Source organism: Corynebacterium sp. KPL1818, assembly GCF_000478135.1.
Classification (GTDB): Bacteria; Actinomycetota; Actinomycetes; order Mycobacteriales; family Mycobacteriaceae; genus Corynebacterium; species Corynebacterium accolens.
The window spans coordinates 20,355-41,136 of sequence record NZ_KI515760.1 but is presented as its reverse complement, the minus strand read 5'-3'; the positions used below and the strand labels follow the sequence as shown (position 1 = coordinate 41,136).

Below are 20,782 nucleotides of genomic sequence, written 5' to 3'. Positions count from 1 at the left end.
CACCGCGCGGCGGTGGCCATGCCCTCGCTTAAGGCCTGCACAACTGCCCCAAGCACACGGTGCTCTACGTTGCGGAGGCGAACCCCAGGCCCAAGCCGTACAGGGTCAACGGTGCGGCGATGATCCAAGCATTCGTATCCGGCCCTATAAGCAGGACGAGGATAAGGACTCCGACGGCTTCCAAGCCGAGCCCGATGAGCACGGTGCCAGGCGCCCTGAACCGGGCCGCGACGTGGCGGGCTGCCGCGCCGGAGAGAATGCACCGACTGCCATAGCCGCCAGCACAAGACCTGCCGACATCGTGCTAAGGTCCAACGTATTAGTCAGGTACAGCGGCAACGCGAAGATGATGGCAAACTCGCCGATTGCTACCGCACCAGCGGTGATATTGCCCCACGAAAACGTGGAATAAGAAAACAAGCCTAGGTCCAGCAGCGCCGAGAGGTGACCCCGATCACGGTGCTTTTCCGCCGGATAAACAGCGCGAACCCCACAGCCGAAATCGCGAGCGCCACCGGCAAGCGGTCCGACCGCTGCTTCGCCGGAAATCACCGCGCTCCGCACACCAAAGGCTGCGGCGCGGTACTTGCCGCGAAACACGGCATTAACGGTCGAAAGCACGGACGACATGATGAACGCAGCACCGATTTCCTGTACTGCGCACGCGGAGATCAGCGTGGCGGCGGAGGTAGAAAATCCCGCCAATACGCTGCCTGCCACAAATATTGTCAGGCCGATGAGGAAGGCGCGCTTGCGTCCCCAGGTATCAGCGATCTTGCCCGTTGACAGCAGCAGCGCAGCTAATAGCACCGCATAGAGACTATTGACCCACTGCGCCTGCGTCAGGTTAAGCTGCAGGTCAGTGATGATCGAGGGCAATGCCACGCCGACGATAGTGCCATCTAGAACAATGACACCCAACCCGACGGAAAGAACCGCCAAGCTTATCCAATCGCGGCGAGTAGGCGCCGTAACGATTTCTTGTGCGCTGTGCTCTCGCTCATAGTTAGGCGTTCACCGAAGCATTGGCGCTGCCTGCATCTGGCTCCTTGATGGCCCGGCCCAAATTCACGAGAAAGACCGTCAGCCCCACCGTGATAAAGATGTGGCCCAGCCCGGCGATGCCCGAAATCATCTCATTGGATTCCTTGCCCAACACCGTCAATATGCCGTGTGAAATTTGCATGCCGACGGTGAGCACCACGCCTACGTTGTAGAGCCAGAAAAATGAGTTGAATAGCTGGCGGTGCCGCGACAGTGCAAAGACCTTTTCCAACGCCAAGAAGATAAGGAATAGCATGAAGCCTAGCGCCAGCAAGTGGGTGTGAGCCACGCTTAGCTGCGTATATTCGCCTTCCGGGAAATCTTGTAGCTTCGTAAACTCCCGATAAAACAAGCCGGCGACCAAGCCCAAGACGAGGTAGAAAATCGCTGCCCTGTACAAAGCCTTCATATCATTACTCCTTCCCAGTCATCGCTGTGACTGGATAGCCGAGGGGATCAAGTTCTCTAAATACATATCTTGCCCCGACTTGTCCGGCTTTGAATCGCAGAGGCGGTTGAACTTTGAATCAACCAGTAGGTTGATTCAAAGAGAGTGACCTCGGGACCACTTCAGGTCCCGCAAGGAGTGCAGCCCCAAAACTAGCGCTTCTAGCGCTCGGCTTTTATATTTTTTCAAATACAGGACCGGAACGGGCCAGCGCGAGGATCACCAGCACGGTCCCGAGGCCCGCTAAAAGCAATGGAACCACAGCATTGCCTGATTGCTGCCCAGCATCGGCAGTATCAATTCCCATGTTAATTAAAATAGGCGCCGCGATGACCAAAACCACACCGAGAAATCCGGTAGCCAACGACAACCGCAATTTCCGATTCATCACTTATCCTTATTCTTTCGACGCCGTTCGGAAGCATAATCCGCCAGCGATAAAACAACGCCTATGAGCAAAATTGTGACCATTAAAGTCAGTGCCCAGTGATAGTCATTAAACAGAACCCCGAGCACGATGACTATCAAGGCTGACACGCAAAATGGCCGGAAATGATTCCACAAGCTTCTCATGGTTCTCAGGCTACCTCTGCCGCGATTCATTATGGACACGCGGGGTGAACCCCGGTACATGAGCAGACTTGTTCGCGAATGCGTCGTTTAGTCAGCGTCTATGCCCCCTTGTGCCCCAACGTATAAGGTCTGGACCCCTTCACACACTATTCGCGATTTTGTGAAGCCCTCTAGAAAGGATTTCCTCGTTACGCCAAATAGGAAATTTCAAGAAACTTGCGAATCCGTTCGAAGGTGAAAACATACTCCCTGGTGCTAAAAGCACTCCAGCTGATGCAGCGAAGGATGCCAACGTTGTAGCGTCTCGGTGAGTATTTATCCAAATGGAAGTGCCTCCATCGACCGGCAAGATATCCCACTCGGGTAGTAATTCAGAAACAAATCGTGTTGTAAGCTCGAAACCTTTTGTGAGCATTTTGCGACGCTCGCTTCGAGCCTCCTTGGCTTTATCCAATAGTTTAACCGCGATTAGCTGCTCGAATACTGGTGGAGCCAAATCTGACACTTTTCTAACCTCGCGTAGCATGTGAATATTGTTTTCAGAGCTACGAATCCAACCAATACGCAAACCTCCCCAAAAAAGCTTCGAGAGGGTTCCAATCAATAAGTGATTGTTATCCGGAATACGTCCGGCCAATGTCCTACCTACCGAAATTCCTAATGTGAGATCAAAACTACTGCAATCCTCAATAATTTTGACTTTATAGTGCAGTGCATACTCAGCGAGCTTTGTTACACGCTCTTCAGATAAAATCGCTCCTGTGGGGTTATGTACACTGGCCTGACAATATAAAACTTCGTCATGCGTCCCGCCTAAATATTTCTCTAGGCTTGAAGTCCCGAGAGCGGCCCGTGGAATCGCATGCGTCCTAATACCTTTGAGCGATAACGCTTCCACAGTTCCGCGATAGGTTGGATCCTCGCAAAAAATCGTATCCCCTTGAGACATCCACATCTCGATTGCCATATTTGTCGCATGCTGCGCGCCGTTTGTAATCAATAGTTGTTCGGGCTTAGTCGGGATTCCATTATCAGATAGATAGGCAGCCAAACGGTGCCGCAACAACGGGATTCCAGCTGGAAAATACCCGTCCGTTTCAAAATATGGTGACAAATTAGGCCGAGTATTCGCTAGTACGTCAGTAGTCACTTCAGAGGCTGGCAACGCCCCAGTGGAGAAATCGATAACGCCACGCGGTGCATTGGTAAGAGAAAAGAGCCGACCGCTACCGGAGTAGCTTCCTCGAGCACGTGTAGAGCGGACTCGAGCGCCAGCACCTTGCACAAGATGCAAATAGCCACGAGCCTCAAGATTTTTCATGGCCATCGAAACTGTTCCACGTCCTACGACTAAAGCTTTTGCTATTTCACGTTGAGGAGGAAGCTGCGCTCCAGTGGGAAGGAAGTTTGAGTCAATCGCCTTAGCGATACTTATCTCCAACGCAGAGCTAATACGTCCATCAGCGTCTTGCCAACCGGTCAAGATTCTGACGAACGAAGCTATATCCACCGTAAACACGTCAATCCTCCAAGTAAAAATTTTACGAACCAATATTTCACAATTGGATCGGTAATGTTATATAGCTCATATTAACCTGAGAGGAGTTCAAGCTACAGGAAGGCACATATGACTAAAGTTCTACTTCAAGGGACCCTTGACACAAAGGAGGAAGACTGCGAGTGGCTTATCTCGCGGTTGAACCAACTCAACATTGAGACTGTAACTGTCGATGTCGGTTCTTTTTCTCAAAGCTCTTTGGCCGACATAACTTCGGACGAGGTGATTCGTGCCGCAGGCGAAGACCCTGATGCATTGCGCAGCCGTAAAGACCGGGGTGAAATGCTCGAAGTTTTGGGTCGTGGCGCTGCCGAGATCACAAAACAGCTCATCCAAGAAGAGGAGGTCCATGGATTCTTATCTTTTGGCGGATCGGGTGGTTCCTCTGTGGCTGCACCGGTCATGCAGGTTTTCCCTGTAGGATTTCCAAAGCTTTTAGTGTCAACGATGGCTTCTGGCGGCATTTCCCCATATGTTGGCGGTGTCGATGCAACGTTGATGTACTCAGTTGTCGACGTTGCGGGAATTAATTCCATTTCCCAAAAAGTTCTCGGGAATGCCGCTTCCGCGATCGCTGGAATGGCAAAGAACTTTGAGGAAACGCGCCATCAGACGCCTAACAAACCGGTTGTGGCAATCTCCATGTTCGGTTTGACAACCCCAGCGGCTCGCGAGGCAAAAGAGCATCTAGCAGGACTCGGATACGAAGTCCAGATTTTCCACGCAACAGGCGCTGGTGGGAAGTCCATGGAAAAGCTTATAGAGTCAGACTTGGTAGCAGGGGTTTTAGATCTCACTACAACTGAGCTAGCCGACGACTTGGTTGGAGGTGTACTGACTGCTGGCCCTCGGAGACTAGAAATGGCAGGTAAGAAGGGAATTCCTCAGGTAGTCAGTATGGGAGCCCTAGATATGGTCAGTTTTGGCCCCGAAGAAACTGTCCCGCCCAAGTTCGAAGGCCGAAACTTTGTGGTTCACAACGCCTCAGTAACTCTAATGCGCACCAATATGGAGGAAAACGCTGAGCTGGGCCGGCGAATCGGTTCTAAACTGGCTGCCGCCACCGGCCCGACACGAGTATTCATTCCACTCCGAGGCTTTTCTGGGATAGACGCCAAGGGCAAGCAGTTTTGGGATCCCGAGGCTGACGCTCGAGCAATTTCTGAGCTCAAGGAGGCACTCGGTGACTCCTCGGTTCCCGTCATTGAAAAAGACTGCAATATCAATGACGAAGGATTCGGCCTAGCGTTAGCAGAGGAACTACATACCTTAATCAGCAATAAATAACGGCACACCCCACTCATATTCTGAAAGGAACTACAATGACACGCCAACAAATCCTCACCAAACTTCGCAACCAATTAGATGCGGGCAAGCCCATCGTAGGCGGCGGCGCAGGTACCGGCATATCTGCCAAAGCAGCAGAAGCTGGTGGCATTGACTTGATCATCATTTACAACTCTGGTCGTTTCCGCATGGCCGGCCGTGGCTCACTTTCCGGTTTGCTTGCATACGGCAACGCCAATGAAATCGTCATGGATATGGCTAACGAAGTCCTACCAGTGGTAAAAGACACTCCCGTTATCGCCGGTGTGAATGGCACAGATCCATTCATTGTTATGGAGCACTTCTTAAAACAAATCAAAGAGATAGGTTTCGCAGGTGTACAAAACTTCCCTACAGTTGGACTCATCGATGGGGTTTTTCGCCAGAATCTCGAGGAGACCGGCATGGGGTTCGGTTCAGAAATAGACATGATTCGAATGGCCCGCGACTTCGATCTTCTAACTACCCCATATGCTTTCGATGAAGACCAGGCTAAGGAACTCGCAAAAGCAGGTGCAGACGTTTTGGTCCCCCACATGGGACTCACCACCTCCGGCACCATCGGCGCAAAAACAGCTCTTACCCTTGATGATGCTGCTAAGAAAGTCCAAAGTTTGGCCGATGCTGCCCGCTCTGTGAACCCCGAAATTCTAGTCCTATGCCATGGTGGGCCCATTGCGAATCCAGAAGATGCCCAATACATCTTGGACAACACCGAGGGAATTGGAGGCTTTTATGGAGCTTCTTCTGTTGAGCGCTTCCCCACCGAAATCGGGATTAAGGAGCAAACAGAAAAGTTTAAAAATATTCACTTCCATCCCTAGGAACTAGCTTTAAATCCGTTGATTTAACCACTCCAATTAGTGCGTATATTTTATTTGCACTAATTGGACTGTCATCAAGATTAGGTTTCACAACAACTCTCGCATTTTCAATTCACAGAAAGAGACCGCAGCCATCTAAACTAACGCACTTCCGTAAGAATAGATCGATTTTAGATAAAACTATTCGTTAGCTATCCGTATCAAATTGATTCAACTCTAACCCCAACATTCAGATCGTCCCTAAAACCAACACTTAACACAAGTCGCCCTTTGCGCAAATCTTATATTACTTTACGACAGTAATCACCCAAAGGACTCTCTACTTTAAGGCGATAAAAAAGAGTAATCTTTGAAAAGAAGTATCGCCGCAAATAAGAAAGGTAATTTTTCCTACCATGTCGAATTCTCTTAAGATAAAAGGTGCTGTTTTAGAGACTTCTAATGCATCTCTTCCCTATGCTAAATCGCAGCCATTGACAATAAGCGAACTAGATTTGTCTGCGCCTGGCAAGAATGAGGTTCTGGTCAAAATTACCGCTGCGGGACTTTGCCATTCGGATTTGTCCGTCGTCAATAACAACCGTCCACGACCTCTTCCTATGCTTCTGGGCCATGAATCCGCCGGAATTGTAGAAGAAGTCGGCCCGAATGTTAGCAAAGTAAAAAAGGGAGACCACGTGGTCATGACCTTTTTACCTCGTTGCGGAGAGTGCGATGGTTGTAAAACCAACGGAAAAATACCTTGCAAGGTCGGGTCCGCCTCTAATGCAAAAGGAACTCTCATTCGTGGTACTCGACACCTGACCCGTGAGGGTGAGACGATCCAACATCACCTCGGAGTTTCGGGTTTTGCCACTCACGCGGTAGTTTCAGAGCTTTCCGTCGTACCTATCGGGGACGATGTACCTTCTGATATCGCCGCTATCTTCGGCTGTGCTATTTTGACCGGTGGCGGGGCCATCCTCAATGAAGTTGAACCGAAGCCTGAAGATTCTATTGCAGTTGTTGGCCTAGGAGGCGTGGGGATGTCAGCGATAATCACCGCTGCTGCTTTAGGCGTCAATGAGATCGTTGGTATTGACATGCAACCCGACAAATTGGAGAAGGCCCTCGAGCTGGGCGCTACCTCCGCAATGTCTCCGCAAGAAGCAGAAGAATCCGGTAAGCGCTTTTCTGCAGTCGTAGAAGCCGCCGGTCATCCTAAGGCACTCGAAACCGCATACAAGGTGACCGGCCCTGGCGGCCTTACCGTTACTGTAGGCCTCCCAGCTCCTGATTCAACGGCCCAGATCGATCCACTCGTCATGACAAGCGAGGCACGCCGCCTTCACGGTAGTTATCTCGGTTCATCCATCCCCGACAAGGATATTCCAAAGTACGAAGAACTTTGGCGAGAAGGAAAGTTGAACGCTGAAGGGCTCATTTCTTCGCATATCAAGCTAGAGGACATCAATGAGGCGATGGACAACCTCAGTGAAGGCATGGCGCTGCGCCAGATAATCGAGTTCGAATAGCATTTCGCTTTTAAATTCTCATTTCCAAGTGCCGTTTTTCGCAGACGGCACTTGGATCTAATTTCTCTGCCTCTTTAGAGCGCAATTCGGCGTAAAAGGAAAACCAATGTCGCAAGATAAACTACCTCCCAAAAATAAGAGACAAGCTTCTCCGGAGAAGCAAGAAATGGTGTCTTCTAAAGCAGAAGGAATCGGTTCAGAATCTCCGCATTGGAAGGCCGGACCGTTTGAAATTCGCTTACCATTTATTCATTACCGCCTCGAATGGCCTGATTTTACACAGGGCCTGTTCATGTGCGTCGTTGATTTAGGGGCCATTCCCCTAATGACTGAAGCTTTGGGGATGCCATATCAGGTCGCCTTGGCCGTTGTTGTACTCAATGGGTTGCTGTATTTGACCCACCATCTCTTAGGCGATCCGGTAGTGCCTGGCTGGATCACTCCAGCCATCCCTCTTCTGATTCTCTATGTTCACTCCTTCCCAGAAGGAACTGACCGAATATGGGCCCTTATCAGCTTCCAACTCATGCTCGGATTATTTTCTCTAACGCTGGGCATAACAGGATGGGCAACTAAAGTCGTAAGACTAATCCCCTCAGGACTTCGTTCCGGCATCGTTTTGGGAGCGGGTATCGCAGCAATTATCTCTGTCTTCGAGGAAGGCGGACGCTTCCATAGCTTCCCCATTTCTATCAGTGTGGCAGTCGCCGTGGCATTTTTCTTGATGTATTCACGTGCTTTCGCTGAGTTACGTCAGAAAGCTGCTGGATGGCGTTTCCTTGCTTCTCTAGGAATCCTACCTGCCATTTTCGTCGCGGTTTTCGTCGCGCCCTTAGCCGGCGAGGCCCCCTGGCCAGATATCGAGTGGGGTTTTTCGCAGCCAGATTTTGCGACTCTTTGGAGTGAGTACACCGTTTTCGGAGTTGGAATTCCACCAGCAGAAATGTTTCTGACGGCAATTCCTACTGTTCTTGCTGCTTACATCGTCCTCTTTGGCGATGTGCTGCAAGCTAACGCTGTTCTCAAAGAGGCCGACCACGTACGTACCGACGAAGCTGTCGTATACAACCCCTCCCGAGCACACCTGCTTTTCGGAGGGCGTAATGCCCTTATGTCGATAATTGGACCCGATGTTGCCATGTGCGGGCCATTATGGGCTGCCATGCATGTAGTGATTGTAGAGCGCTACAAGCAGGGCAAGAAGGCTATGAAGTCGATCTTCGGTGGCGCAGGATCCTTCAGGTGGGGCTCGATCACTGGGCTATTGTTGCTACCAATCACTTCCTTTGTGGAACCCATCCTTCCAGTCGGATTGGCGCTCACCCTTATTATCCAAGGATTCGTTTCCGTTCGAGTTGGAATCATGGAGTCACAAAATCAAAAGGATCTCGGTATTGCCGGTATCACGGCAGGTGTTTTAGCTACTCAAGGTGCTGCCTGGGGATTTGCAGCAGGAATCATAATGGTGCTCGTAGTCCGAGGCAAAGATATGTTCAAGGACCAGCAGGACGGCACTATTCGTTCCCTCGATGAAATCCCCACAGAAGACAGCGGAGAAGGACCGGCTGACGCCAAACCAGTATCAACAAACTAGTCGGATTGTTTCGTTTCGAACAGTAGTAGAAACCAATGGAGTATCTATTGCCCTGATCTTCGGAGTCCACGGTCCACCTAGGTGAGCAGCAGAAACCCCTGCGTAGCGCCTTTAATGAAGCTATATGAAAATCGATGACTTTGTCCCGCTCGCGGGAGATGACGTTGACAGCGGTGATACTGCTCAGATGATCGTTGCTGCATGGGGTACGCTTTCTAGCCAGACCGCGGCCATAAAACTCGGTAAAACAGGTCAGCTAGAAAGCTAAAATCCTAGAGTCTACGCACCGCAGCAAAAGCCCTAGGCCTCCAGTCTTCTGTGAAGGCCTGGGGCGCTGGTGCGTTGGAGCCTTAAATAGCCTTCTCGCCACGCTCGCCGGTGCGGACGCGGATCACGTCTTCGACGGGGGCAATCCAAATCTTGCCGTCGCCGATTTCGCCGGTGCAGGCGGCGTCGACGATGGCATCGACAATCGCTTCGGCGTCATCGTCTGCCACGATGAGCTCGATCTTGGCCTTGGGGACAAAGGAGGTGGCGAATTGGGCGCCGCGGTAGATTTCTTTGTTACCGCGTTGCTGGCCAAAGCCTTCAATTTCAGACACCGTCATGCCCGGTGAGCCGAGCTTTTGTAGGGCTTGCTGGATATCATCAAGCGTAAAGGGCTTGACCACGGCTGTTACGAGTTTCATTGTTGCTCCTAGGTATCGCTGGGCGTTTTAGTTGCGGCTGGTGGTACCGCGCATGGCACGGCCGCCAATGTCGTAGCCGGTCTCACGGTGACCACCAAAGTCAATGCCGTCGGTTTCAATCTGGTCGGTCACGCGCCAGCCGATGGTCGCCTTCAAAATCACCGCGATGATGGCGGTAATGACTGCGGCGAAGACTACGGCGATCGCTGCGATGAGAATCTGTACGATGAGCAGCTTCCAGCCTTCGGCACCGCCGCCGGTTAAGATGCCGCGGTCATTGGCAAAGAAGGCAACTGCCACAGTGCCCCACAGGCCGGCGACCAAGTGGACGCCCACGACGTCGAGGGAGTCATCGAAGCCGAAGCGGAACTTCAGGCCCACGCCCAAACAACCCAGCATGCCGCCGAGGGCACCCATGATGAGCGAGGTCACCGGGTTCAGGTCGCCTGCGGCCGGGGTAATGGTGACAAGTCCTGCGACCACACCGGAGGCAGCACCCAGGGAGGTGCAGTAGTTATCGCGCAGCTTTTCCACGAGCAACCAGCCCAGGATTGCTGCAGCCGTAGCGGCGGTGGTGTTGACCCAGGCCAGGCCGGCGAGGCCATCGGCAGCGAAGGCGGAACCGCCGTTGAAGCCGAACCAACCGAACCACAGCAGACCGGCACCGAGCATGACCATGGGCAGGTTGTGGGGGCGCTGCACGCTCTTCGGGAAGCCTTGGCGCTTGCCCACGACAATCGCCAGAACCAGTGCGGCCGTACCGGCGGAAATGTGGACGACGGTACCACCGGCAAAGTCAATCGGGGCCACAAGCGCTTCCCCACCTTCGCTACCAAAGATCCAGCTGGTGACGCTGCTTTCGCCCTCACCTAGGATGCCGCCACCCCAGACCATGTGGGCCAGCGGGAAGTAGACAAAGGTTGCCCACAGGCCACTGAAAATCATCCAGGTACCGAACTTCACACGGCCGGCGAGTGCACCGGAGATAATCGCGGTGGAAATAACGGCAAAGGTGAGCTGGAAGCCGATATCGATGATATTGGCGTAGCCTTCCGCACCTTCGAGGTATTCACCGTTGGCATCAAAGATGGAGTCCTTCAGCCCGAAGAACTCGAAGGGGTTGGCAACGATGCCGCCCCAAGACTCCGTGCCGTAGCTCATTGACCAGCCCCAGAGGATGTAAATGATGCTGACTACCGCTAGTGAGCCGAAGGACATCAGCATCATGTTGAGCACACCGCGGCGCTCTGTCATGCCTCCGTAAAAAAGTGCCAGGGCTGGGGTCATGAGCAGCACGAGAGCCGCGCTCATGAGCATCCAGCTCGCATTGCCTGCGATCACCGAATCCATTGTTTCTCCTTGTAGGGTTCCTTCATTGCTTTTCATAACGGTAGTACTACAGGTATCTAAATATCTATCGTACTATAGGTTAATCCCCCAATGTGGGGTTACTGTACCCCTGACCCTCCTCGCGTAATTAATTCACCGCACCGGACGGACTTTGAGCAGCTCAGCGCCTGCACAGCGCCCCCAAATAGTGCACCGTTTGCACCCGCTTTCGAGCGGGCCTAATGTGCTTCCACGCTGGACTCTAAGTTTTCCACTATCGGACTTTCAGCCCACTCGTTTCAATTAAGCACCACCCACAAGGAACGCGTATATGTCCGACTCCCAATCCCCCTCTTCCACTCCCATGGAAGAACGGTCATCCCTTTCTCTAGAGCAGCAGGCACAGCAGTTGCCCGCTGAAGTATCCAAAAAGCGCCGCTTTAGCGATGGCTGGAAGCTCTTTGTGTGCATCGTCATCGTGCTCGTCGGCGCCCTGGGCTCGTCCCTAGTGCAAACCGATGGCGGCAATGTTCAAGTCACTGACCTCAAAATCGCCGGCAAGCACGGCGCTACCGTCACCGCCGATCTCTTCCGGCCGAAGGACGCGACGCCGGAGAATAAAGCGCCGATGGTCATCGTCTCGCCCGGCTTCCAGCGCACCAAGGAAACCCAAGTCTCCAACTCGCTGGAATTGGCCCGGCGCGGCTTTGTCACCCTCGTAGTTGACCCATACAACCAGGGCGAATCGAGTTCGCAGCACCCGGACGATGGCGATACCGCCGTCGTAACCGCCATTGATTACGTCACTGACCACCTGGATACGTTTAATTACGTCGACGAGGATCGCATCGGCATTACCGGCCACTCCGCTGGTGGTACCGCAGTGCGCACCGCGGCCAATAAATACGGCAAGAAGGTCGATGATGCCCTCGAAGCCGCCAAGGATCCGGATAGCGAAGGCGGCACCACCATCACGGATGGCGAGCGCAAGCGCGCCGAGGACCTGGATAAGATCTCCGCGGTCTTTATCTCTGGCTGGCTCAAGAACTTAAACGATAAGAAGTTCGCGCACGTGCACTCCAATATGGCGCTGGGCTATGCCCGCTACGATGAAGGCGGCTACCGCAATATCAACGGCGATGGCGATCTGCGCGATGCCCCAGAGGCCCTGTCCATGGTCAACTCTGGGCTCAAGAAACAAGACCAGGTGGACCACATTGAGATCGGCCGTGGTTATGGGGACATCGACAAGGGCACGTACCGCGTTGCCTATAACGATGAAACGCTGCACCCGCTGCAGCCGCTTACGCCTAGTGCCATCGGCAGTATCCTCGAGTTCTTCGATGACACCCTGGATGCGCCAGTGAAGATGGATTCCGGCAACCAGACATGGTGGCTCAAGGAGGTCTTTAACCTCATCTCCCTCATCGGCGGCATCGCCATGCTCTTCCCGCTGACCCGTATGCTCCTGCGCACCCGCTACTTTGCGCCAGTAGCCCAGGCGCTGCCGACGGTGCCGAAGCGTCCGCGGGGCAAAGAGGCCGCGAAGTTCTGGGCATTCTTCGTGCTTTCGGCGGCCATCGCGTTCTTCACGTTCATGCCGCTGGCGAACCTTTCGCAGGACGTCTTCTACGATGCCGCGAATAAGGTCAGCACCTGGTTCTTCCCGGCGCGCATGGTCAACTCGGTGGTCTTATGGGCCATCGTCAACGGCATCGTGGGGCTTATCTTGTTCTATATCACCCGGGATAAGTCCACCTATGCCCGCGGCGAGCGCGCCCGCGCGTGGGGCATCACGATGAGCTGGCGCACCTTCTGGCGCACGCTACTGCTGGCCTTCATCCTGCTCTTCGTGTACTTCTCCGTGCTATCCATCGTCTACCTCGCCTTCCACAGCGATTACCGCTTCTTGGTCGTAGCCTCCCGCCCGCTGACGCTGCGCTGGTTCCTAGTAGCGCTGATGTACGTACCGGCGATGTTCATCTTCTACCTGGCCAACTCCATCCGCGCCGGTGTGGGCACGCGCTATAACGATACGCCCAAGTGGCAGACCTACCTCATCGCGGCGCTGGCTAACTCCGTCGGCTTGGCGATGATCTTCGTTATCCAGTACTCCGTCTTCGCCGCCACCGGCACGGTGCACTGGACCGATGACTGGCTCTATGTGAATATGCTGCAGTCCATCTTGCCCATGATGATCCTGCTGCCCATCTTGAACAAGATGTTTTATGCCAATACCGGCCGCGTATGGCTTGGCCCCCTGGTTATCGCGCCCATCTTTATCACCATGTCCCTGGGCGGCAGCGTGGCCTATATCCCGAGCCTGGCTTAAGCTTTAAGCCATGAGTGAAATCACCAAGCAGTATTCCGTTGACCTTAACCGCGTAGAAAATTCGGTGTACCGCGCCACCAATGCGGATGGCGCCAGCATCGAATTTGGCCGCGGGGAGGGCCTGTTATCGCCGGTAGAGCTCCTGCTGGCTGCCGTCGCTGGGTGCACCGCGGTGGATGTGGATGTCGTAACCTCCCGGCGCACCGAGCCGGAGTCTTTCCAGGTGCGCGCGGAGGGCGACCGCGTGGATGAGGATGGCGCCTCGCGGCTTTCCGATGTCCGCGTCGCCTTCGACCTCGCCTTCCCCTCCACCCCGGAGGGCGATAAGGCCCGCGCGCTCGTGGATAACCTGATCCGGATCTCCCACGAGAAGGACTGCACGGTATCGCGCACCGTGGAACACGCCACGAACGTGGAATTTAGCAACGTGTCAAAATAAACACGATTCCCCCACCATCTCCTGCTATGGTGCATTTGTTAACTATTGTGACTAATGCGATCACTGCAGGAGCTTTTCATGTCACCGTCTCTGTCTCGTCGCGGCCTCTTGAAGGCAAGCGCCCTTGCCCTTACCGCCGGGGCCATTGGTACGGCCGCACCCTCTGCCGCCGCCCTCGGCCCGGTGCGCGGCACCATTATCGATTTTTCCTCCGGTATCCCCTCCCCCGCCGCCATCAAGCGCGCGGGACACATCGGTACCATTCGCTACGTCTCCAATAAGCGCCCCGGCGCGGCTTGGATGACCGGCAAGCCGGTTACGCTGCAAGAGGCTGCGGCCAATGCCGCCGCCGGCCTGCCCACGGCCTCGGTCTATCAATTCGGCCGCGCCGAAACCGCCGATTGGAAGCAGGGCGCGGCCGGCGCCGCCATCCACGCCCCGCAGGCCATTTCGCTGCACAAGGCCGCCGGTGGCCCTACGCACCGCCCCATCTACATCGCCATCGACGATAACCCCACCCGCGAGCACTACACCCAGTTCATCCGGCCGTACCTGCAAGCGTTTTCCAAGGCCCTATCCGTGGCCGGCTACCAGACCGGTGTCTACGGCAACTACAACACCATCGAGTGGGCCAGCCAGGATGGGATTGGCACGTTCTACTGGATGCACGACTGGGGCTCCAACGGGAAAATCCATCCCAAGACCACCATTCACCAGCTGCCGCAGTCGCGCCAGCAGACCATCGAGAACGTCATTGTCGATGTCAACGAGGTCTACGCCAGCGACTGGGGCCAGTGGACGCCCGGTTCCAAGCAGCCAGGCATCCAGGATCTCAGCTCCACCCTGGACAAGGCCATCCCCAATATGCCGGATTTGCCGCAGCTCAACGCGGATGGGGTGAGTTTTAAGGGGTCATCGCTAAGCAACGAGCAAATTCGCGGGCTTGCCGATGCCGCCCAGGACATCGCCAAGGCCTTTAAGTAGGCCTATTTCCCCTTGGGCCCGGAGGACTTCTTTTCGTCCTTCTTGTCCTCGTCCTTCTTCTCGCTCGAGGTCGGCTTTTCGGAGGTCGTCTCGATGGGCGGGACGTCCTCGCCGTCCTTGTACTTCAGGAACCGCTCGGTGGCCTTGCCCAGGTTCTCGCCGGTGATTTCGCTCTTCACGTAGTCCGTGAGGTCATCGGCAGAGCCATTAATGGAGGCTGCGGCGACGAAATTCTTGCCAAAGGAGACCGAGGAATTGATGGACTTATCGTTGGACCAGCCCCACTTGCTGCCTACCACATTTGAGAGCTTCGCGGTGCCATAGTCTTGGTCATAGCCATCTTCTGAGACGGGATCCGCGTGCGACATCGCCACCAGCACGGGATGGGTCTCATCGCGCTTGATGAGCTGGGAGATGAAGCTGGCCACGTCATAGGTGGAGGTTTCCGAATAGCCCCAGGTCTCGCCTGCCTTGGTGGATTCCAGATCGTATTCCTTGGCAATCTTATCGATGGAATCCGGATACTTTTTAAACAGCTCCTCGGCGCTCTTATCAGAAGAGCTGGCGATCATACCGAGCGCCTCAAATTTATCCTCGTACTCGCCCTGCTCAATGACGTAGGTAGCGATGTAGAGCTTGATGAGGCTAAGCGCCGGGCGGGGATCGTGTTCTGCCGCAGAGCCCATATACATGCCATCATGCAGGCGAATATAGCTAATGGAATGGTCCTCATCCCCCTTGAGGAACTCATTGATCCGCGGGGGCACCGTTGTCGCCCTATGCGCGGTAATCGTGGTGTCTTCGGCTTTGGCGGTGCTGTCTCGCTCGCTATTGCTGCACCCAGCAACCGTAGAGCAGGCAAGCATGCACACGGCAAGGGCGGCACCAGCCTTTACTGATGCCGCCGCGTTGAGAGAGGACGGATTAAACACGTCGAACCATATTACCGGTAATTGCTACCTTTCGGGCAATTAGTGCTGGACTGGGGCCTCGACGCCCACACCGGTCAGGGAACGAACTTCCATCTCTGCTGCCAGCTCGTCCAAGTTGTCTGGCTTGGTCACGATGGAGACGAACCAACCGACGAAGAAGGACAGCGGGATGCTGACCAGACCCGGCGAGGTCAGCGGGAAGATAGCCCAGTCCGCGTTCGGGAACATGGCGCTTTCGGTGCCGGATACCGCTGGGGAGAAGAAGATGAGGACCAAGCAGGAGACAACACCGGTGTACATGGAGGCCACGGCACCCGCGGTGTTGAAGCGGCGCCAGTACAGTGAGTACAGGATGGTCGGCAGGTTAGCCGATGCCGCCACTGCGAAGGCCAGGGAGACCAGGAAGGCCACGTTCTGGGTCATCGCCAAGATGCCCAAGATGATGGAGACGATACCCAGGATTACCACGGTGGCCTGCGAGACGCGCACCTGCTCTGCCTCGGTGGACTCACCGTTGCGGATAACTGCGTGGTAGATATCGTGCGCAATGGAGGCGGAGGCGGTAATCGCCAGGCCCGCCACCACGGCGAGCACGGTAGCAAAGGCCACGGCGGAAATAATGGCCATGAAGATGGAGCCACCGATTTCCAGTGCCAGCAGCGGTGCCGCGGCGTTCGCGCCACCCGGTGCGTTCAGGATGCGGTCCGGGCCAACCAGTGCGGCTGCACCGTAGCCCAGAATCAGGGTCATCAGGTAGAAGGCACCGATGATAACGATGGCCCACGTCACGGAGCGGCGCGCCTCAACGGCGGTCGGCACGGTGTAGAAGCGCATCAGAACGTGTGGCAAGCCACCCACACCCAGCACGAGGGACATACCCAAGGAGATGAAGTCCAGCTTAGCGGCGGTGGAGCCACCGTACTTTAGGCCCGGCTCCATGATTTCCTTGGCCTCATAGCCCTTTTCATGGAGGTAATCGGACGATGCGTGCATATCAATCGCTGTGCTGAACATGTTGCTGAAGCCACCGCGCAGGGAGACAAACACCATGATGCACATGACGACCACACCGGTCACCAACAGGACGGCCTTAATCATCTGCACGTAGGTGGTGCCCTTCATGCCGCCGACCAAAACATAGAGGATCATCAGCACGCCAACGATGCCGACGACAACTGCCTGCCACTTGAAGTCATGGATGTTCAGCAGCACGGCCACCAGGGACCCGGCGCCGGCCATCTGGGCGATGAGGTAGAACAGCGTCACGAAGAGCGTGGCGATGGACGCGGCCACGCGCACCGGCTTTTGCTTCAGGCGGAAGGACAATACGTCCGCCATAGTAAAGCGGCCCACGTTACGCATCGGCTCGGCCACGAGCATCAGGGCTACGAGCCAGGCGACGAAGAAGCCGACGGAGTACAAGAATCCGTCGTAGCCGTTCAGCGCCACCGCACCGACGATACCGAGGAAGGACGCAGCAGAAAGGTAGTCACCGGAAATGGCCAAGCCATTCTGGCGGCCGGAGAACGAGCCACCACCGGTATAGAAGTCAGACGCCTTCTTCGTGGACTTGCCGGCGTGCAACACGACGGCCATGGTAACCACGAGGAAGATGCCGAAAATGGAGATATTCAGAATCGGGTTACCGGCAGAAGTTTCTTGTGCAAGGTAAGTGGTAGTCATTTACTTGGCCTCCAACTTCTCGCGAATAGCAACCGATTTAGGCTGAATATTCTTATTGGCGTATTTCACGTAAATCCAGGTAATAATGAACGTGGTCAGGAACTGGGCCAGACCGAAGACGAGGCCGACGTTCCAGCCGCCATCGCCGAGCTCAATGGCCATAAAATCAGGCGCAAACACGGCGGTGAGCACGTAGACGATGTACCACACGAAAAACGCGACGGTCATGGGAAAGGTGAAACTACGATAAGCGCTGCGCAGCTCGCCAAACTCTTCGCTATCGCGCATTTCTATGTAGTCGGCTGCCGTAAGCTCACGGCGCTCGACTGGAGCAGTTGTATCACTCATAGAAGGGTTGTCTCCTTGGGTGAGAGAGGTTCTGTACAAACGAGGCGCAATGTGTTGTTCATCACTACCCGCGTTGCTATGTAAGATACAGAACAATCTTTGCAAAGCAGTAAATATTGCCAATACGCCCCACAAAAACTCCCCCCTTTTAGCCCGATAGGCTCCGGTGAACTGGGCTAATATTCTTTGCAAATCACCCCCTCCACCCCAGGTTTAACGCGTTCGCAAATTTTGTTAACTAGACATTAACTAATGAGTAAAGGAAGCGCGAAAGGAACCGCCTATCAGCGAGGTGAGTGCCTTAACCAGCACGTACTTCCCACTCAGCCATCCTGCACAGCAAAAGCCACCGACGACGCCGTCGCCGGTGGCTCCTTCGCCCGAGAGTGCCTTCTTAACCCTCTTCGCCCGGGAATTCGCGGGGATCGTTAAACATGCGGCCAAAGCCTTCTTGGCCTTCCAAGGCGTCAATCGCAGCGATTTCATCCTTGCCCAGCTCCAGCTCCGCGGCGGCCAGGTTCTCCTTGAGCCGCTGACTGCGGGCAGACTTCGGGATAACGGAAATGCCCTTGGCCATCAGGTACGCCAGCACCACCTGGCCCTCGGTAGCCTCATGCGCGGCGGCGATCTTTTCAATCTCCGGGTTATTAAGCACCACACCGCGCGCCAGCGGCGACCACGCCTCGGTCACGATGCCGTGTTTGTGGTGGAATTCGCGCAGCTCCGGCTGGGTAAATCCAGGGTGCAGCTCCACTTGGTTGAGCACCGGGGTAATGCCGGTCTTATCAATGAGGTCCTCAAGGACCTCCTCGTAGAAGTTAGCGACACCAATGGACGCGATCTGACCCATGCCCTGCAGGCGGGCAATGGATTCAAAGGTCTCCACGTACAGCCCGCCCTGTGGCCACGGCCAGTGGATGAGGTACAGGTCCAAGTAATCCAGCTTCAGCTTCTCCATGGATTCCTGGAAGGCTTGTTCCGCCTTCTGCGCTCCGTGGTGGGAGTGCCAGACCTTGGAGGTGATAAACAGGTCCTCGCGGCTGACATCGCCCGCGTCAATGGCTTGGTTCAGCGCAGTACCCAATGCCTCTTCGTTCTTATACAGCGTCGCCGTATCAAAGTGGCGGTAGCCCAGGTCAATGGCTTCGCGGACTACGCGAATGCATTCATCGTCATTGAGCTTGTAGGTGCCCAGACCGAGCTGGGGCATCTCGCGGTCATCATTGAAAGAAATAGTTGGCACAGTCATAGTTCCCATTGTGCCCCAGTTTCCCGTCTTATGCGGGCACTTGAAAGAACTAAGGCCCCAGTACAGCGAAAAACCGGCTCCCCTTTTTCGGGAGCCGGTTCAACGTTTGTAGCGCAGTTTAGTCGGCGCGGATGAGGTCAATGATAAAGACCAGGGTGCGGCCGGACAGCGGGTGCGCGCCGCCGGCGGGGCCGTAGGCCTTTTCCGGCGGGATGATGAGTTGACGGCGACCGCCCACCTTCATTCCCGGGATGCCCTCTTGCCAGCCGGCAATGAGACCGGTCAGTGGGAACTCGATGGACTGGCCACGGTCCCACGAGGAATCGAATTCTTGGTTGGTCTCATATTCGGCACCAACGTAGTGGACCTCCACTACGCCACCAGGCTGGGCTTCAGCGCCATCGCCTACGACGATGTCCTCGATGACGAGGTCGGTCGGCGCCGGGCCAGACTGGGCTTCAATAACAGGTTTATCCATGGGGATTATTCTCCTTGGGAAATCTAGTTTGTTCGTGCGGTCGCAATAAAACCGAACCGAGCTGCACCAATTATAGTGCTCAAGCCCGATTCGGCTGAATTGGGGCGACCAAAAGCGCTATTTAGCGCTCGCTGCGAGGGGTAACCTTGCGCAGGGTTTCACCGGTGTAAATCTGGCGAGGACGGTTGATCTTGGTGTTCATCTCCAGCTGCTCGCGGTACTGGGCAATCCAGCCCGGCAGGCGGCCGATGGCGAAGAGGACAGTGAAGAAGTCCGTCGGGAAGCCCATGGCGCGGTAGATGAGGCCGGTGTAGAAGTCCACGTTCGGGTAGAGCTTGCGGGAGACGAAGTAGTCATCGTTCAACGCAATCTCTTCCAGCTTCATGGCCAGGTCCAGCATTGGGTCGCCGCCCAGGTGATCGATGATCTCGTGTGCGGTTTCCTTGACGATGGCCGCGCGTGGGTCGTAGTTCTTGTACACGCGGTGGCCGAAGCCCATCAGGCGAACGCCCTTTTCCTTGTTCTTCACGCGGTTCATGAAGTCGGTAGCGTCGCCGCCGTTGTTCTTCTCGATGTCCTCGAGCATCTCCAGCACGGCCTGGTTAGCACCGCCGTGCAGCGGGCCGGACAGGGCGTTGATGCCGCCAGCGATGGAGACGAACATGTTGGCCTGCGCAGAACCAATCATGCGCACGGTGGAGGTGGAGCAGTTCTGCTCGTGGTCAGCGTGCAGGATGAGCAGCTTGTCCAGTGCCTTGGAGACGACCGGGTCAACCTCGTACTCCTCGGTGGGGTAACCGAACATCATGCGCAGGAAGTTCTCGCGCGCGTTCAGGTTGTTATCCGGGTACATATAAGGCTTGCCCTGGGATGCGCGGTAAGCGTAAGCGGCCAGCATCGGCACCTTAGCCAGCAGGCGAACGGTGGCCTTGTCCAGCTGCTCCTCATCCAGTGGGTCCAGCTGGTCTTGGTAGTAGCTGGAGAGAATGTTCACGGAGGAAGCAAGCACGGCCATCGGGTGGGCATCGCGCGGGAAGATGTTGAACTGCGCCTTAAAGTCCTCATCCAAGAGGGTGTGGTGGCGGATGGCGCTATTGAACTGCGAGAGTTCCTGCTCATCCGGCAGGTGGCCCTTGATCAGCAGGTAGGAAACCTCATTGAAGGTGGCGTTATTTGCCAATTCAGCAATATCGTAGCCACGGTAACGAAGGATGCCCTCCTCACCGTTAATAAAGGTAATCTTGGACTCGGTGGAGCCGGTGGAGGTGTAGCCGGGGTCGAAGGTAACAAGCCCGGTTTTCTTGCGGAGCTTGGAGATATCGAAGCCGGAATCGCCCTCAGTGGACTGCTTGATATCCATCTCGTACTCGTTGCCAGCGTGCTTGAGTACTACCTTGTTTTCTTCAGTAGACACGGAATTTCCTTTCCCTGTTAAAGA

General features: G+C 55.1%; 20 protein-coding genes. 8 read left to right on the top strand and 12 right to left on the bottom strand.

Going from position 1 to position 20,782, the window contains the following annotated elements:
* Window positions 1-144 precede the first annotated feature (144 nt).
* From HMPREF1261_RS09775 to HMPREF1261_RS12560, 4 genes are all read right to left on the bottom strand, one after another.
* Window positions 145-942 carry an MFS transporter gene (locus tag HMPREF1261_RS09775; protein ID WP_023030828.1) on the bottom strand — a complete coding sequence of 266 codons (798 nt, stop codon included), beginning with the start codon at window positions 940-942 and terminating at the stop codon, window positions 145-147.
* Window positions 943-1,006: 64 nt separating this feature from the next.
* Window positions 1,007-1,453, bottom strand: a complete 447-nt coding sequence (locus HMPREF1261_RS09770; protein ID WP_023030827.1) for a DUF2871 domain-containing protein — start codon at window positions 1,451-1,453, stop codon at window positions 1,007-1,009.
* A 214-nt stretch (window positions 1,454-1,667) separates the two neighbouring features.
* Entirely contained in the window at window positions 1,668-1,883 is a 216-nt protein-coding gene (locus tag HMPREF1261_RS09765; protein ID WP_156907318.1) for a hypothetical protein, read from the bottom strand.
* A gap of 321 nt (window positions 1,884-2,204) precedes the next feature.
* Window positions 2,205-3,617: a PLP-dependent aminotransferase family protein gene (locus tag HMPREF1261_RS12560; protein ID WP_084538548.1), complete on the bottom strand. Its 1,413-nt coding sequence runs from the start codon at window positions 3,615-3,617 to the stop codon at window positions 2,205-2,207.
* A 75-nt stretch (window positions 3,618-3,692) separates the two neighbouring features.
* Here HMPREF1261_RS12560 and HMPREF1261_RS09760 point away from each other — a divergent pair, with 75 nt between their 5' ends.
* From HMPREF1261_RS09760 to HMPREF1261_RS12775, 5 genes are all read left to right on the top strand, one after another.
* Window positions 3,693-4,910, top strand: coding sequence for a Tm-1-like ATP-binding domain-containing protein (locus tag HMPREF1261_RS09760; protein ID WP_023030825.1), 1,218 nt, complete (start codon window positions 3,693-3,695; stop codon window positions 4,908-4,910).
* A 35-nt stretch (window positions 4,911-4,945) separates the two neighbouring features.
* Complete coding sequence (locus HMPREF1261_RS09755; RefSeq protein ID WP_023030824.1) at window positions 4,946-5,773, top strand: phosphoenolpyruvate hydrolase family protein; 828 nt, start codon at window positions 4,946-4,948, stop codon at window positions 5,771-5,773.
* A 395-nt stretch (window positions 5,774-6,168) separates the two neighbouring features.
* Window positions 6,169-7,287 (top strand): alcohol dehydrogenase catalytic domain-containing protein, encoded by a 1,119-nt coding sequence (locus HMPREF1261_RS09750; RefSeq protein WP_023030823.1) that lies wholly within the window; start codon window positions 6,169-6,171, stop codon window positions 7,285-7,287.
* A 106-nt stretch (window positions 7,288-7,393) separates the two neighbouring features.
* Window positions 7,394-8,881, top strand: a complete 1,488-nt coding sequence (locus tag HMPREF1261_RS09745; protein WP_005281895.1) for a hypothetical protein — start codon at window positions 7,394-7,396, stop codon at window positions 8,879-8,881.
* Window positions 8,882-9,005: 124 nt separating this feature from the next.
* Window positions 9,006-9,149 carry a hypothetical protein gene (locus tag HMPREF1261_RS12775; protein ID WP_156907316.1) on the top strand — a complete coding sequence of 48 codons (144 nt, stop codon included), beginning with the start codon at window positions 9,006-9,008 and terminating at the stop codon, window positions 9,147-9,149.
* 82 nt (window positions 9,150-9,231) lie between these two features.
* On the opposite strand, the gene HMPREF1261_RS09740 is transcribed toward HMPREF1261_RS12775, so the two are convergent.
* Window positions 9,232-9,570, bottom strand: coding sequence for a P-II family nitrogen regulator (locus HMPREF1261_RS09740; protein ID WP_023030822.1), 339 nt, complete (start codon window positions 9,568-9,570; stop codon window positions 9,232-9,234).
* 27 nt (window positions 9,571-9,597) lie between these two features.
* Window positions 9,598-10,920 carry an ammonium transporter gene (locus HMPREF1261_RS09735; RefSeq protein ID WP_023030821.1) on the bottom strand — a complete coding sequence of 441 codons (1,323 nt, stop codon included), beginning with the start codon at window positions 10,918-10,920 and terminating at the stop codon, window positions 9,598-9,600.
* Window positions 10,921-11,230: 310 nt separating this feature from the next.
* Between HMPREF1261_RS09735 and HMPREF1261_RS09730 the strand changes: the two genes are divergently transcribed.
* From HMPREF1261_RS09730 to HMPREF1261_RS09720, 3 genes are all read left to right on the top strand, one after another.
* Window positions 11,231-13,231, top strand: a complete 2,001-nt coding sequence (locus HMPREF1261_RS09730; RefSeq protein WP_023030820.1) for a prolyl oligopeptidase family serine peptidase — start codon at window positions 11,231-11,233, stop codon at window positions 13,229-13,231.
* A 10-nt stretch (window positions 13,232-13,241) separates the two neighbouring features.
* On the top strand, window positions 13,242-13,670 hold the full coding sequence (locus HMPREF1261_RS09725; RefSeq protein ID WP_023030819.1) for an OsmC family protein: 429 nt from the start codon (window positions 13,242-13,244) through the stop codon (window positions 13,668-13,670).
* 78 nt (window positions 13,671-13,748) lie between these two features.
* Window positions 13,749-14,654 (top strand): DUF1906 domain-containing protein, encoded by a 906-nt coding sequence (locus HMPREF1261_RS09720; RefSeq protein ID WP_023030818.1) that lies wholly within the window; start codon window positions 13,749-13,751, stop codon window positions 14,652-14,654.
* A gap of 2 nt (window positions 14,655-14,656) precedes the next feature.
* Here HMPREF1261_RS09720 and HMPREF1261_RS09715 read toward each other — a convergent pair whose 3' ends face one another.
* The 6 genes from HMPREF1261_RS09715 to HMPREF1261_RS09690 all read right to left on the bottom strand — a co-directional run bounded on the left by HMPREF1261_RS09715 (window position 14,657) and on the right by HMPREF1261_RS09690 (window position 20,758).
* On the bottom strand, window positions 14,657-15,586 hold the full coding sequence (locus HMPREF1261_RS09715) for a hypothetical protein (RefSeq protein WP_023030817.1): 930 nt from the start codon (window positions 15,584-15,586) through the stop codon (window positions 14,657-14,659).
* A gap of 39 nt (window positions 15,587-15,625) precedes the next feature.
* Window positions 15,626-17,269 carry a cation acetate symporter gene (locus HMPREF1261_RS09710; protein ID WP_023030816.1) on the bottom strand — a complete coding sequence of 548 codons (1,644 nt, stop codon included), beginning with the start codon at window positions 17,267-17,269 and terminating at the stop codon, window positions 15,626-15,628.
* On the bottom strand, window positions 17,270-17,617 hold the full coding sequence (locus HMPREF1261_RS09705) for a DUF485 domain-containing protein (protein WP_005279845.1): 348 nt from the start codon (window positions 17,615-17,617) through the stop codon (window positions 17,270-17,272).
* Window positions 17,618-18,011: 394 nt separating this feature from the next.
* Complete coding sequence (locus HMPREF1261_RS09700) at window positions 18,012-18,875, bottom strand: aldo/keto reductase (RefSeq protein WP_023030815.1); 864 nt, start codon at window positions 18,873-18,875, stop codon at window positions 18,012-18,014.
* Between the two features lie 109 nt (window positions 18,876-18,984).
* On the bottom strand, window positions 18,985-19,344 hold the full coding sequence (locus HMPREF1261_RS09695; RefSeq protein ID WP_005279843.1) for an FKBP-type peptidyl-prolyl cis-trans isomerase: 360 nt from the start codon (window positions 19,342-19,344) through the stop codon (window positions 18,985-18,987).
* Between the two features lie 121 nt (window positions 19,345-19,465).
* Window positions 19,466-20,758 carry a citrate synthase gene (locus HMPREF1261_RS09690; RefSeq protein WP_023030814.1) on the bottom strand — a complete coding sequence of 431 codons (1,293 nt, stop codon included), beginning with the start codon at window positions 20,756-20,758 and terminating at the stop codon, window positions 19,466-19,468.
* Window positions 20,759-20,782: the final 24 nt, after the last annotated feature.